This window comes from Henriciella marina (assembly GCF_027213945.1).
In the GTDB taxonomy this organism is placed as follows: Bacteria; Pseudomonadota; Alphaproteobacteria; order Caulobacterales; family Hyphomonadaceae; genus Henriciella; species Henriciella marina_A.
In genome coordinates this window covers 485,268-498,287 of the sequence record NZ_JAPWGW010000002.1, presented here as the reverse complement: position 1 = coordinate 498,287, position 13,020 = coordinate 485,268, and the positions used below count along the sequence as shown (strand labels likewise).

Sequence of the window (13,020 nt, the reverse complement as noted above, 5' to 3'; positions counted from 1 at the left end):
TTGACACGGCTGAGACCAATACCTGCGTCCGAAGGGCAAAAAACGCATAGTTTTCAGTGTGTTTAACCATGGTTGCAGCATTGCAACATGTCTGCAAATTTGTTCAAACCTTGAAAGTTATCCCTGAGTATAAAGATCAAGGCTGACATAATCATTCGATCTACAAACAATCAGCGGAATTTGCCGCTACGGAGAAGTTGAATATGAGCGAACCTGAGGGTGATGCTGAGTACACAACTGACTATGAGGTCGGTCAAGACAATGTCGAATGGTTCGGCCTTGATATTCACAACCCGGTATTCTTTCTCAGCGCCGGTCTTGTTCTTGTGTTCGCCGTCACATCGCTCGTGTTTCCGCAAGCAACTGGATTTGCCCTGCAAGCGTCGAGAACGTGGACACTAGAAACATTTGACTGGCTCTTTGCGCTGACGCCGCCACTTATTCTTCTTTTCTGCCTCGCGCTGGCCTTCTCGCCTCTCGGAAAAATCCGACTTGGCGGACCAGACGCCAAGCCTGATTTCAACATACCGTCATGGATTGCGATGCTTTTCGCGGCCGGTGTCGGGATCGGCTTCATGTTCTATGGATCAGCAGAGCCGCTCGCTTACTACTCGGACTGGTTTGGCACACCACTCAATGTAGAAGCCGACACCGAAGAGGCCCGGAAGCTCGCATTCAGCGCAACATTGTTTCACTGGGGCGTGGCGCCATGGGGCGTGTATGCCGTGGTCGGTCTCGCCCTTGGCTTTTTCGCCTACAATAAAGGCCTGCCACTTACGATCCGGTCGGCGTTTTACCCAATCCTAGGCGATCGCGTATGGGGTTTCTGGGGACATGTCATCGACACATTCGCTGTCATTTCGACCGTCTTCGGCCTGGCCACGACGATTGGCATTGGCGCGGCCCAGGCCAGCAGCGGTATCGGTTTCCTCACGGGTGTTCAGGTCAGCGTTGGCTTGCAGACGCTCCTCATTGCGGCGATTACAGGCCTCGCGGTCATCTCGGTCCTGCGGGGGCTCGACGGCGGCGTGAAGCTTCTATCGGACATCAACATGACCATCGCCGTCATATTGATGCTTTTCGTTCTGATCGCTGGGCCAACACTGGCCATCATAATGGGGCTTGGCGAAAATTTCCTGGCCTATCTGACCGACACTCCAGCTCTCACCAACTGGTTCGGGCGCGAGGATACTGCCTGGTTCCACGACTGGACCATCTTCTACTGGGCCTGGTGGATCTCCTGGTCGCCTTTCGTAGGCATGTTCATCGCCCGTATTTCTAAAGGCCGCACGGTCCGCGAGTATTTCTCTGTGGTCCTGCTGGCGCCGGTCGCGATCTGCGTGCTCTGGTTTACCACTTTTGGTGAAACGGCGATCCAGCAATACGAAAACGGTCAGGGCGAACTCGGCGATGGCATGACCACTGCCGCGCTGACGCTTTTCCATATGCTGGATAGCTTGCCATTCTCGATTATCACGTCTTGCGCAGCGATCTTCCTGCTCGTCGTGTTTATCGTGACATCCGCCGACTCTGGTGCGCTCGTCATTGACAGCATCACATCAGGGGGCAAGACCGACGCGCCCGTCCCCCAACGCGTATTCTGGGCATGTATGCTCGGCGTTACGGCGTCCATGCTGCTCTATGGCGGGGGACGCGACACGCTGAATTCATTGCAGGCAGGTACGATTACGGCCGCGCTGCCATTCACGTCGATACTGCTTGCAAGCTGCATCAGCCTGTTCCTCGGCATGCGCCATGAACACCGCGCGATGAAGGGGCTGGAAGATATCGACGCCTAGCCGGGGGCCTGCCCCTTAACGGGGGCAGGGGCTTCCAGTGTCGAATGTCAGGCTCGAAAAGACCGTCTGATAGTCAGCGCCTTCAAGCAAACTGTCTGCGGCTTCGGCCCAGACCGTGTGCACCAGCCAGCGCCCTTCGGTCAGCGAGGACGAGATGTCGACCTCTCCACCGACATCCGTTTCAGCACTGAAATGCACCGTATCATCGTCAAGATTGGTGATGTGAAGCGTCGCGCCGGATACCGGAACACCGTGATAGTGGACTTTGATCGGCATGACGTCGCCGGCATTCCACTCAATAGGGTTTGTGCCTGGTATGATCTCAAGCGTCAGACCGAGTTCTTTGCTCCAGTTTTTTGAAGCGTCAGCGGGGCAACCGATTTGGACCAATGCCTTACCGCGGCGCGAGTAAAGCTCCTTGCCCGGCCGGTTTTCAGCGCGATTGGCCGCGCGGTCCAGCATGATCGGACGAATGCCTTCATCCTCGACATATGCATTAAACTTGTCGCCCTCGAGTTCGCTGAAGCTATTGGTTGTTTCAACAAGAATGAGATGCGTTCCGACCTCATCGAGCACAACGGACAAGTCTCCTCTCAGGCTTTCCGCGCTGCGCACCTGATTTTTCAGGCCGTCAGGTCCGAAACTCTGAAAGCCCACGATCCGGTGCGGCGGCACCGGCCAGTCTGATTTATCAGAACCGTGACCGACAAAAAGGCGGACGGGCAGGGCGCCGCCGTCCTCAGGCGTAAATGTCTCTGGCTGGACCCAGAAGTCGTGGGCGTGCGCAATGCCTGTGGTCATGGCGGCAGCTAAAATCGACAGTGAAAGCATGCGGTTCATGATCGTCCTCCTCCAAAATTCAAAACAGGTACGGCTGGCGAAGCGGAACGGATGCAGCCGCCCTTAATTCTGGTCTGAACGGCACCGATGAAAAGTTTTTTCGCGCGGGTGCACCCCCAATCCTTTCCAGTTCGTAACTGTCCCCGCGTCTGACACGAAACGACGCCAGACATTCTTCTTGAGAGGGAACGCCAATATGAAACTGTCTTATGTCTCCATAGCAGCGCTCAGTGTTGCTGCGGCCGGGGCGTTGCTCGCGCCAGCACTGGCATCGAGCCACCGCGAAGCGCCAGGCATCACCGAGCAGCCGAAAGTCGATGGCACCGATTTCTACATGTTCCGAAGCTATGAAAATGGCCGTTCGGACTATGTCACCTTCATCGCCAACTATCAGCCGCTACAGGCCCCATATGGCGGGCCGAACTATTTCACGATGGACCCGGACGCCATCTACGAGATCCACGTTGACGTCGACGGGGATGCTGTAGAGGACCTGACCTTCCAGTTCGACTTCGAGAACACGCTACGCGACGGCACGGGTATTACCGTCCCGGTCGGCGACAAGGAGCTTGCGATCCCACTGCGTCAGGCCGGACAGATCGGTCCAGGCAATCAGGGCGCGCTCGGCGAACTGGAAACCTATGAACTGTCACTCATCACAGGTGACCGCCGCGAGGGTACACGCACCGAGCTTGGCAGGTTCACCAAGCCAGTCGACAATATCGGCAACAAGACCTTGCCTGACTATGCTGGCTACGCGAACAGCTTCATTTCTACGGTCGACATCCCAGGCTGCGGCACCGGGCGGGTTTTTGCAGGCCAGCGGGCTGAAGCTTTCGCTGTCAATCTCGGTGAAGTCTTCGATCTCGTGAACCTCGTGCCGATTGATGGTGACAGCAGCGCCGGTAACGGCGATGGCAACGGCTTCCCGGGCGGCATTACCCAGGACCGCGCCAATGACGACCTTGTCGGCAAGGCGAATGTCACCTCTCTGGCGCTTGAGGTGCCGATCAGCTGTCTCGATGAAGATGGTGATGGCATCATCGGCGGCTGGACGACAGCGAGCCTGCCACAGGCCGAGATCGAGGACCCGTCCCCGACCTATAAGCAGACATCGCTATACGGCGGCGCCTTCGTCCAGCAGTCGCGCCTGTCTGCGCCGCTCGTGAACGAAGTCGTTATCGGTCTGCCGGACAAGGATCTGTTCAACGCGGCAGAGCCGACGCAGGACTCAGCTCTGGCGGACTATGTCACGAATCCGACGCTGCCAGTCCTTCTCGACATTCTCTTCCGCGATGCCGTGAACGGCACGCTGGGAACAGATTTTGAGACGATCGCGCCAACCAATCTGCCACGCCAGGATCTGGTAGCGGCCTTCCTGACCGGCATTGAGGGGCTCAACCAGCCAGCTGGCGTGACGCCGTCGGAGATGATGCGCCTCAATATGGGTATTGCGCCAACGCCGCGCAGTTCGCAGAGCAATCTCGGCGTGCTGGCGGATGACCTTGCTGGCTTCCCGAATGGCCGCAGGCCGGGCGACGATACTGTCGATATCGCGCTTCGAGTTACCATGGGCCGACTTTGCCATCCGGTGACGATTGGTGGCCAATCAACCGATCTTGGCTTCTGCGACCCGTCGGACGCAAATGTCGGCACGGCTGCGTTTACAGATGGCGCTCCGATTACCGCGCTCGAACTGCAGAACCAGTTCCCGTATCTCAATACGCCGATCGCCGGCTCACCAAACAACTAGGAAGGTGAGATCATGAGAACGCAAAGACACTCCTATCTGAAGCTTGCATTACTCGCTGGCGTTGCCGCCATAGGTATCAGCGCTTGCGGTGGGGGCGACAATGGTGGTGGCGGCGCGACCGTGCCTCCCCCAGCACCACCTCCGCCGCCTCCACCGCCACCCCCGCCTCCTCCACCGCCGCCGCCGCCACCCCCCGCAGGGCAGGTCGATCCGGCGTCGAGCTTTGGAGCAGGTTTCGGGGCGGTCTTCAGTACGGCTCGCTTCGGCGCGCCAATTGATCCGGACACGATCACGATCACACCGATCGATCGAACCAGCGACCCCCTCGACGTTCCAAATAACTAGAACGTTCGGCTGGTTAACCGGAAAGGAGACGGCGAGGCTTCGGCCTCGCCGTTTTCATTTCGCGCCGTTGTAATAAACCTCGCGGAAGTCTCCTCCATAATGATTGCAAAGCGGCATCTGAGGCGGCAGGCTCGCAAAAATAAAAGAGGGAGGGCGCCGTGCAGGAGAATTCGAGCGCAGATGAAGGCCGCGCCTACTGGCAGGCAACGATCAGGCTGACCATTGGTCTGCTTGTCATATGGTTCGCCGTTTCATTCGGGGCGGGCATCTTGCTTCGCGACGTCCTCGATCAATGGTCGCTCGGCGGCGCGCCGCTTGGTTTCTGGTTTGCCCAGCAAGGCGCAATCTATGTCTTCGTGGTCCTGATCTTTTTCTATTGCTGGGCAATGCGCAGGATCGAGAAGGAACATGGGGTGAGGGCCTGATATGCTGGATCCCTGGACACTTTTTTTCGTTGTCACGACCTTCGCACTCTATATCGGCATCGCGATCTGGGCGCGGGCCGGTTCGACCGATGACTTCTACGTTGCGGGTCATGATGTTCACCCGACCGTAAACGGTATGGCGACGGCGGCTGACTGGATGTCGGCGGCAAGTTTTCTCTCCATGGCTGGGCTTATCGCGTTCATGGGCTATGGCGGATCTGTCTATCTGATGGGCTGGACAGGCGGCTATGTCCTGCTCGCGCTTCTGCTTGCGCCATTCTTGCGGGAGTTTGGCAAGTTCACTGTGCCGGACTTTGTCGGCGACCGGTATTATTCCACGACCGCCCGTGTGATCGCAGTCGTCTGCGCGCTGTTCGTGTCCTTCACCTATATTGCCGGGCAGATGAAAGGCGTGGGCGTCGCCTTCTCCGGCTTCCTCGGCGTGCCGTTTGAGTGGGGGATCATCATCGGCATGGTTATCGTCTTCTTCTACGCCGTGCTCGGCGGGATGAAGGGCGTCACCTACACGCAGGTCGCGCAGTATTGCGTGCTGATCTTTGCTTTCACGGTGCCCGCGATCTTCATGTCCCTGATCATCACCGGTAACCCGGTCCCTCAGCTTGGCTTCATCGGCGAAGCGCAGGGCGAGGGCATTTCCATGCTTGCAAAGCTCAACACCGTCGTCACCGATCTCGGCTTTCTGGAGTATACAGAGACCAACAAGTCGATGATCGACGTGTTCTGTATCACGGCTGCGCTGATGTTCGGCACGGCGGGCCTGCCGCACGTCATCATCCGCTTCTTCACCGTGAAAAGCGCCGATGCGGCCCGTGTCTCGGCTGGCTGGGCACTCATCTTTATCGCCATCCTTTACACCACGGCGCCCGCGGTCGGCGCATTCGCGCGCATCAACTTCATCGATACGGTAAATGAGGCGACCTACATCGCCGACGATGAGGATTATGATGCCCGCTCAGCAGAGATTGAGGCTGCAGGCGGCAAGCCGGTGCCTCAATGGTACAAGGACTGGGAGCCGACCGGTCTCGTCGCCTTCGAGGACAAGAATGGCGATGGCGTCATGCAGTATCGCGGACCGAACGCGCCGGATGGGATCGAGAATGAGGTCAGCCCGAACAACGACATCTTCGTTCTGGCTAATCCACAGATTGCCAATCTGCCGGGCTGGGTGATCGGCCTGGTCGTGGCGGGCGGGCTTGCCGCCGCCCTGTCCACCGCAGCTGGTCTGCTTATGGTCATCAGTTCTGCTGTCAGCCATGACCTTTGCCGGCGAACGCTGTTCAAATCGATGGACGACAAGACGGAGCTTCGCGTGGCGCGCGGCGCTGCGGCCGGCGCCGTCTTTGCGGCCGGGCTACTCGGCATCTTCTCCAACAGCCTGGGTTTTGTCGCTCAGGTTGTGGCCTTCGCATTCGGGCTCGCAGCAGCCTCGCTGTTCCCGGTCATCTTCCTTGGCATCTTCTGGAAGCGAATGAACAAGGAAGGCGCCATCGCCTCCATGCTGACCGGCCTAATCACCACGTTTGGCTATATCTACTGGTTCAAGTTCGTCGATACAGATCCGGCGAACTGGCTATTCGGTGTCTCGCCTGAAGGTATAGGCTTTGTGTTCATGTGGCTGGCTGCAGGTGTCGGTGTTGTCACGACACTCGCTACCAAGCCTCCACCGAAAGAAATCCTGGAGCTTGTTCAGAAAATCCGCGTACCGGTTTCTTAAGAGAGCTTCCCGAATCCAGTACCGTGAAAACATACTGTACTGTCCGGAGACATAAGCGGTCGGGCCAAGCATATTGAAAGGTGGAACAAAGCCAAAGCCACATCAGTTTTATTCGAACTGGATCGGTGATGCGGCCGTCATATTTGAGACGAATGGCCTTGGTAGCGGTGGATTGATGAATTCTGGAGAGCGCCAGCAGCTGAACGACGCGATGCGGGCGTTGGGTGAAGGTCATACTGAAGCTATGAGGCAGGTGTTCGCTTTGTCCTCGCCGAAGATTTACGGAAAGCTTGTCGCGCTTCTGAAAAAGCCGGAGCTTGCACAGCGCGCACTCGCCACCACCTATCTGAAACTATGGAAAAACCATGCATCGATACCTGCGACCGGGTGCGATTACATGCATTTTATTGCGGCTATCGCGCACCAGGCAGCGATCGATATTCGTTTCAGTGATACAAGCGATGGCGAACTCTTGCCCCATGTGCCAAATCCGCCCTCGGATGGGGTGGGTCTCATGGGCTTGTCCGCCCTGAAAGAATTGAGCGAGGCCGACCGAGACATGCTGACTGCAGCGTATCTGAAATTCGAGAGCATCGATCAGATCGCCAGCAGGACAAGTGCGCCAGCCGCAGGCGTACGGGCGCGTCTCGCCGAGATTGTTTCACGCAATTCGGGGGGCGCCCGATGAGCGAGATATCCCCGAATAAGCAACAAGAGCTGGCGAGTGCCGTCATTCTCGGACATGCAGACGCTGAGCAGCTTGAAGAGTTCAAGCGCCTTTACGTCGAGAGTGAGAGCTTCCGTGAGCTCGTGGCCGAGATGGAAGAGTTCCTGTCGCCGCTCAGTGCATTAAGTGAAGACGAAGCGCCGCCCGAAGGTGTGCTGGATGACATCATGGCGCAGATTGCGGGGCCGGAAGCCAGCACGAAAGCTGTCGCTCCGACCCCCGCTCCAGAGGCGCCACAGCGCGTCAGGCGACGCAGCAGCTCCAGATCGCGCCGTCACCCTGAGCGGCCTTGGCAATACGCGACAGCTGCCTCGCTCATCTTGGCTGTAGGTTCACTCGCTGTGCACTCCATCCCGGATACCGAAACACCGCCGCCTGCACCCGTAGAGGTCGCTAGCGTGCAGGAAGAGCTGTTGACCCTGATGACATCAGGCGGGGAAGCGCCCACAGTGGTCGTGCTTCTCTATGACAAGGACAGCAACCAGATCACGGGCCGCCTCACCAATGTGCAGCCGCCGGCAGATGGCGTCTGGCAACTCTGGCTGTTGCGAGACGGGCTGGATGCACCGCAGTCACTCGGACTTCTGACCGAACTCTCAGACGATGGCGTGATCAACCTTTCTATCGCAACACAGCTCGCAGCCGGGTCTGACACCCTAGCGATCAGTGTGGAGCCGGAAGGCGGGTCTCCAGAGGCTGGCCCAACCGGACCCGTGGTGTTCACAGGTGCCGTTAGTCCAATCTGATCGACGAGTGCTGTTAGGTGTTCAGATTATAGCGCTGACGCTATCGACTGGCATGTCAGCGCGCAGCTTCTTCAGTCCGCGCCGGACCCAGGCTTTCACCGTATTGGGCGACACCTCAAGAATATGTCCGATCTCCCGGCATGTCATTCCCTGTACGATGTTGAGTGAGATCGAGAGAGAAACCTGCTCAGGCAATTTTGCGAGCTGACTGTCGAGTATGCGACCGAGATTGCGCGTCCGCGCTTCTTGCTCCGGCCGGGCAGCATCATCCGGAATTGTCTCCGCGATCTCTTCAGTCACGGGCGTGCGCGCTTTTGATCGAAGTCGATCAAGCCCGCGATTGCGCATGATGACAAGCATCCAGGTAAAGGCGTTGCCTTTATCGGCATCGAAACGGTGCGCATTCTTCCAGATCGACACGTAAGCTTCCTGAAGCACGTCCTTGGCTGCCTCGGCGTCCTTGAGCTGGTTTTTCAGAATGGCAAAAAACTTTGGCGCGGTGAGCCGATAGATAACCTTGAATGCGGCAGCGTCGCCCTCTGCACAGGCAGACAGTGCCAACTTCAGATCCAGATTAAGCTTCACGAACTCTGGTTTACTCATGCACACCCCTGATCTCGTCAGTTGATCTAGGTCGTTGAGGCAGAAGTAAAGCTGCAAGCGATCACAGCCTGGTGAGCGGATGATGGACTGGAGGCTTTCGTCTATCTGCAGAAGCTTCGTCACAGATTGGGCAACTCGAAATTCCGATCGATAAACCTTCGGTTTTTTCGAAATTTCTGCACCCCGACGCCCCTCGCGGTCGTAGCTGACGCGTCAGGCACGCGCCTGAAGCCGGCATGTTACCTCGCCCATGCCGGTCCCAAGAGGAAACAGGGAAGGCAATTCATGCGACTCTCCAATCTAAAGAAGACCGTCAGTGCACTCACGCTTGCAGGCGCAAGCTGGGTGGTTCTGCCAATCTCGACGGCTTCGGCTGACGCTACACCAGACTGTAATACAGGTGCCGTCGACGCGACCTCACTGGAATGCGGTGTAGATGCTGATGCAGACGGCTCGGATGCCCTCGCGGTTGGTACCGAAGCGAACGCAGACGGCACATCGACTACTGCTGTCGGTGGCGAATCCAATGCCACGGGCACTGCAGCAACCGCCTTTGGCTGGCAGGCCTCTGCCACCGCAGAGCGCGCTCATGCAATCGGTCATCTCGCGACAGCTTCCGGCGTCAGATCAACCGCTGTAGGTGAAGCCGCAACTGCTTCAGGTGAGCAGTCCATCGCGGTTGGCAATTTGGCGTCGGCCACTGACACAAACGCGATCGCTATCGGTAACGCCGCTGAGGCGAATGGCGGCGACGCAATTGCCATTGGCGGTAACCGGGACGGCGCCACCGGCCGCGCAACTGTGGCAAGCGGCCCGTCCACGACCTCCGTTGGTGGCCAGGCTGTCGCAATGGGCCCCGGTGCCAGTGCCTATGGCTGGCGTTCTGAGGCTACTGCAGAACGTGCGCAGGCCTTCGGTCACCTCGCCAATGCATCAGGCGTTCGCTCGCTGGCCGTCGGTGAAGCGGCGAATGCCTCCGGCCTCGAAAGCATCGCACAGGGCAACCTTGCCGTCGCATCCGGTCAGGACGCGGTCGCCATGGGTACCGAAGCCATCGCAAGCGGCACATCCTCTACGGCTGTCGGCGGCGAATCTGTCGCGACCGCGACCGCAGCAACCGCCTATGGCTGGCGCTCGGCAGCAACGGCTGAACGTGCACATGCCTTCGGCCACCTTGCCACGGCGTCCGGCGTTCGCTCTACGGCTGTTGGCGAAGCCGCCAATGCCAGCGGTGCGGGCTCCGTTGCGCTCGGCAACCAGACCTCGGCTGTTGGCGCGAACTCCATCGCGATCGGTAATGGCGCAACGGCGATGGTTGATAACCAGATCGCCATTGGCGGTTCTGATGCGACCTACAATTTCGCCGGTCTCAACTCCGCTGCCAGCACTGCCGCGCAGTCGGGTGAAGTCGGCGTCGTCACCACTGACCGTAATGGCAATCTCGCAGCAGATTATAGCCTCTCGTCCGGTCTGGCGCAGAACACGGGTCTCATCGCTGCCAATACCCGCCTGATCGGCCGCAATAGCGATGACATCCGTGACAATCGCGGTGGTATTGCCGCAGCAATTGCGCTCGACACGCCATTCGTGCCGGAAGGCAAACAGTTCGCGCTCAGCGGTGGCTATGGTCACTATGAGGACGAAGGCGCGCTTTCCATGGCGGCCGCGTTCCGTCTCAACCCGACCTGGCAGCTCAATGCCGGTGTTGCCAAGGGCGTGGACCGCGGCGGTACGGGTGCCCGCGTCGGCTTCCAGGCCGCCTGGTAACTTGGCTAAGGGCTCCGTTTTCCTGCCTCTCTAAAAAAATAGACCCCCGCATAGCCGGATGCGGGGGTTTTTCTGTTTCATAGGTCCTCTTGCGAACCAGCGGCGCTACTTACCCTTCCAGACAGGCGCGCGCTTTTCGAGGAAGGCGCGCGGGCCTTCCTTGGCATCCTCGCTGGAGAACACGATGGCTGACGCCTCATTGGACGCTTTCCAGAGATCGCTCTCAGTGCCGTCATATGCCTGGCGGGCAACTTCGAGGCTCTTGCGTACAGCCAGCGGTGCATTCACGCCAATCTGTGCCGCCAGCGATTTCGCTTCATCGAGAACCTTGTCGGACGCAACCATCCGGTTGACCAGGCCAAGCTGGTAAAGACGTTCTGCAGGAAGCGGGTCACCGGTTGCGACGATTTCCAGCGCAATATTGCGGGGCAGGGCGCGCGGCAGGCGGAACACACCGCCTGCACCGGCAAAGATACCGCGTTTCACCTCTGGAAGGCCGAAGCGCGAATTGTCTGCAGCCACGATCATGTCGCAGGCGAGCGGTAGCTCACAACCACCTGCGAGCGCATTGCCGCGAACAGCCGCAATCCATGGTTTGGTACGTGGGAACTTCACAAAGCCCGCAAACCCGCCCTTCTTGGTCGACAGCGCGCCAGCATTGCCTTTGGAAATCTCGGAGAGATCGGCGCCAGCGCAGAAAGTCGATTCCAGCGAAGAGGTCAGGATACAGGCCCGCACATCGTCATCGCGTTCGGTTTCTTCACAGATCCAGCCCAGCGCAGATGCAACAGCGCCGTTCACCGCATTGCGCTTGTCGGGACGGTTCAGCGTGACGAGGGCGACATGGTCCTTCACCTCATAGGTGACTTCGTTGCCAACGCTTTCCGGCTTGTCTGACATAATATCCTCCTCGGTTGTCTTTGGTCTGAAAGAGCATGAGAGGCAGGCGCTGAACAGGTCTAACCTCGGGTCAGGGCTGTCCGGAGATGAAAGCGTTTATCAGGAGGCGAGCCGCTGTCCGTCTGCGTCGTCGCTCGGAACGCTTTCCAGTTTTTTCCGGTGAACCGGCTTGCCTACATCGGCTGGAAGTTCTGCGCATTCGACGCGATTACGGCCGAGCGATTTGGCCGCGTAAAGAGCCGCGTCCGCAATCGGATAGACATCTTCGAAGAGCATCTCGCGCCCAAGCTCGGCCACACCAAAGCTCGCCGACACCTTCAGGTCTTCTGGCACGCCCTCCATTGGCAATTCCGAAATAGCGTGGCGCAGGCGTTCCCCCAGAGTTTTGGCGCCGGCCATGTTCGTGCCCGGAAGAACCATGCAGAACTCTTCGCCGCCCATTCGGCCCGCCATGTCGCTCATCCGCGTCTTGGCAGAAAGAAGCGCGCCAACGCCCCGAATGACCTTGTCGCCAACGGCGTGACCGTAAGCATCGTTCACATGCTTGAAGTGGTCGAGATCGATGATGATGACGCTTGCCGCATAATCACCCGAACGGGCTTCACAGTAATGACGCGCAGCTTGCTCGAAGGCGCGGCGGCTTTTCAGCCCTGTCAGGAAATCGCTTTCAGCATCATCACGCAGGGCTTCGAGGCGCTGCATCACGCAGACCGACACCAACGCACCACCCATGCCAAGAACGGAAAAGATGCTGATCAGATTTATGATCTGCCAGTAGGCCGACTGAAAAAAGGTATCATCCCGGATCGTATTGCCAGTCACGGTAATAGGCGAGACGAGAATGAAATTGATAATGCAAAGTGCCAGGGCAGCCAGCACAGCTGTGCCGGTCCATGTTCTGTTCCATATGTCCCTTAGAGACCAGGCCGTGATGATCAGCATCAGGCCGTGAATTAAGTTCAACGTGATAATCCGGACAGACAGGCCGACGAAACTGATCTGGATTATTCCGGCCGCAATAACGCTCCCGACACCAAGCGTGACCAGGGCAAGGCGAGGCGTCTGTTTTTTGAAAGCACGGTGGATGCCGTCGCTTAGCAGATAGAGTCCGGCCGCATAGCAGGCATTGTGGACAATCGCATTCGCAACAGATTCCTTGGCCAGAATAAAGTGGTTGAGCAGGAAACCCACCGCGCACATGACGAAGGCGGCAGCGAAGATCAGCGCTGCCCGGTCTTCGCGATTATAGTGCCAGAAGCATAGAAATATCGCACACATCGCGGTTGCGATGGCCGGCACTGTAAAGCCTATTGCAATGGCCTGATCCAAACCGATTTCGTCCCCACCCCTGTGAAGTTTCAATTTCTATCATTTGGATGG

Annotated in this window: 12 protein-coding genes; 8 read left to right on the top strand and 4 right to left on the bottom strand. The window is 58.3% G+C overall.

All coding sequences use genetic code 11. The features are described from left to right. Positions 1-203 precede the first annotated feature (203 nt). Positions 204-1,799, top strand: coding sequence for a BCCT family transporter (locus O4G74_RS08785; RefSeq protein ID WP_269402264.1), 1,596 nt, complete (start codon positions 204-206; stop codon positions 1,797-1,799). A gap of 15 nt (positions 1,800-1,814) precedes the next feature. Here the strand turns inward: O4G74_RS08785 and O4G74_RS08780 are convergent, their stop codons facing one another. Continuing rightward, positions 1,815-2,639: a DUF4198 domain-containing protein gene (locus O4G74_RS08780; RefSeq protein ID WP_269402263.1), complete on the bottom strand. Its 825-nt coding sequence runs from the start codon at positions 2,637-2,639 to the stop codon at positions 1,815-1,817. Between the two features lie 196 nt (positions 2,640-2,835). On the opposite strand from O4G74_RS08780, the gene O4G74_RS08775 reads away from it, so the two are divergent. The 6 genes from O4G74_RS08775 (at position 2,836) to O4G74_RS08750 (ending at position 8,370) form a co-directional block, all read left to right on the top strand. Then, positions 2,836-4,392 (top strand): DUF4331 domain-containing protein, encoded by a 1,557-nt coding sequence (locus O4G74_RS08775; RefSeq protein ID WP_269402262.1) that lies wholly within the window; start codon positions 2,836-2,838, stop codon positions 4,390-4,392. Positions 4,393-4,404: 12 nt separating this feature from the next. Next, positions 4,405-4,737 carry a hypothetical protein gene (locus tag O4G74_RS08770; RefSeq protein WP_269402261.1) on the top strand — a complete coding sequence of 111 codons (333 nt, stop codon included), beginning with the start codon at positions 4,405-4,407 and terminating at the stop codon, positions 4,735-4,737. 158 nt (positions 4,738-4,895) lie between these two features. Then, a complete protein-coding gene (locus tag O4G74_RS08765) occupies positions 4,896-5,162 on the top strand; it encodes a DUF4212 domain-containing protein (protein ID WP_269402260.1) in 267 nt (88 codons plus the stop codon). A 1-nt stretch (position 5,163) separates the two neighbouring features. Further along, on the top strand, positions 5,164-6,897 hold the full coding sequence (locus O4G74_RS08760; RefSeq protein WP_269402259.1) for a sodium:solute symporter family protein: 1,734 nt from the start codon (positions 5,164-5,166) through the stop codon (positions 6,895-6,897). Between the two features lie 73 nt (positions 6,898-6,970). Beyond that, complete coding sequence (locus tag O4G74_RS08755; RefSeq protein WP_269402258.1) at positions 6,971-7,585, top strand: RNA polymerase sigma factor; 615 nt, start codon at positions 6,971-6,973, stop codon at positions 7,583-7,585. After that, complete coding sequence (locus O4G74_RS08750; protein WP_269402257.1) at positions 7,582-8,370, top strand: anti-sigma factor; 789 nt, start codon at positions 7,582-7,584, stop codon at positions 8,368-8,370. The genes O4G74_RS08755 and O4G74_RS08750 overlap by 4 nt, the downstream gene beginning before the upstream one ends. Before the next feature lie 21 nt (positions 8,371-8,391). On the opposite strand, the gene O4G74_RS08745 is transcribed toward O4G74_RS08750, so the two are convergent. Continuing rightward, the gene (locus O4G74_RS08745) at positions 8,392-8,973 is read right to left on the bottom strand and encodes an RNA polymerase sigma factor (protein WP_269402256.1); all 582 of its coding nucleotides are present in this window, start codon (positions 8,971-8,973) and stop codon (positions 8,392-8,394) included. A 285-nt stretch (positions 8,974-9,258) separates the two neighbouring features. Between O4G74_RS08745 and O4G74_RS08740 the strand changes: the two genes are divergently transcribed. Then, entirely contained in the window at positions 9,259-10,740 is a 1,482-nt protein-coding gene (locus O4G74_RS08740) for a YadA-like family protein (RefSeq protein ID WP_269402255.1), read from the top strand. A 105-nt stretch (positions 10,741-10,845) separates the two neighbouring features. On the opposite strand, the gene O4G74_RS08735 is transcribed toward O4G74_RS08740, so the two are convergent. Together O4G74_RS08735 and O4G74_RS08730 are read right to left on the bottom strand one after the other, a co-directional pair. Continuing rightward, positions 10,846-11,640, bottom strand: coding sequence for an enoyl-CoA hydratase-related protein (locus O4G74_RS08735; protein WP_269402254.1), 795 nt, complete (start codon positions 11,638-11,640; stop codon positions 10,846-10,848). A gap of 99 nt (positions 11,641-11,739) precedes the next feature. Next, positions 11,740-13,002, bottom strand: a complete 1,263-nt coding sequence (locus O4G74_RS08730; protein ID WP_269402253.1) for a GGDEF domain-containing protein — start codon at positions 13,000-13,002, stop codon at positions 11,740-11,742. Positions 13,003-13,020: the final 18 nt, after the last annotated feature.

Excerpts from the sequence above, each read along its gene's own strand:
- O4G74_RS08785 (WP_269402264.1), top strand. The coding sequence starts at position 204 with ATGAGCGAACCTGAGGGTGATGCTGAGTACACAACTGACTATGAGGTC.
- O4G74_RS08780 (WP_269402263.1), bottom strand. The coding sequence starts at position 2,639 with ATGAACCGCATGCTTTCACTGTCGATTTTAGCTGCCGCCATGACCACA.
- O4G74_RS08775 (WP_269402262.1), top strand. The coding sequence starts at position 2,836 with ATGAAACTGTCTTATGTCTCCATAGCAGCGCTCAGTGTTGCTGCGGCC.
- O4G74_RS08770 (WP_269402261.1), top strand. The coding sequence starts at position 4,405 with ATGAGAACGCAAAGACACTCCTATCTGAAGCTTGCATTACTCGCTGGC.
- O4G74_RS08760 (WP_269402259.1), top strand. The coding sequence starts at position 5,164 with ATGCTGGATCCCTGGACACTTTTTTTCGTTGTCACGACCTTCGCACTC.
- O4G74_RS08750 (WP_269402257.1), top strand. The coding sequence starts at position 7,582 with ATGAGCGAGATATCCCCGAATAAGCAACAAGAGCTGGCGAGTGCCGTC.
- O4G74_RS08745 (WP_269402256.1), bottom strand. The coding sequence starts at position 8,973 with ATGAGTAAACCAGAGTTCGTGAAGCTTAATCTGGATCTGAAGTTGGCA.
- O4G74_RS08740 (WP_269402255.1), top strand. The coding sequence starts at position 9,259 with ATGCGACTCTCCAATCTAAAGAAGACCGTCAGTGCACTCACGCTTGCA.
- O4G74_RS08735 (WP_269402254.1), bottom strand. The coding sequence starts at position 11,640 with ATGTCAGACAAGCCGGAAAGCGTTGGCAACGAAGTCACCTATGAGGTG.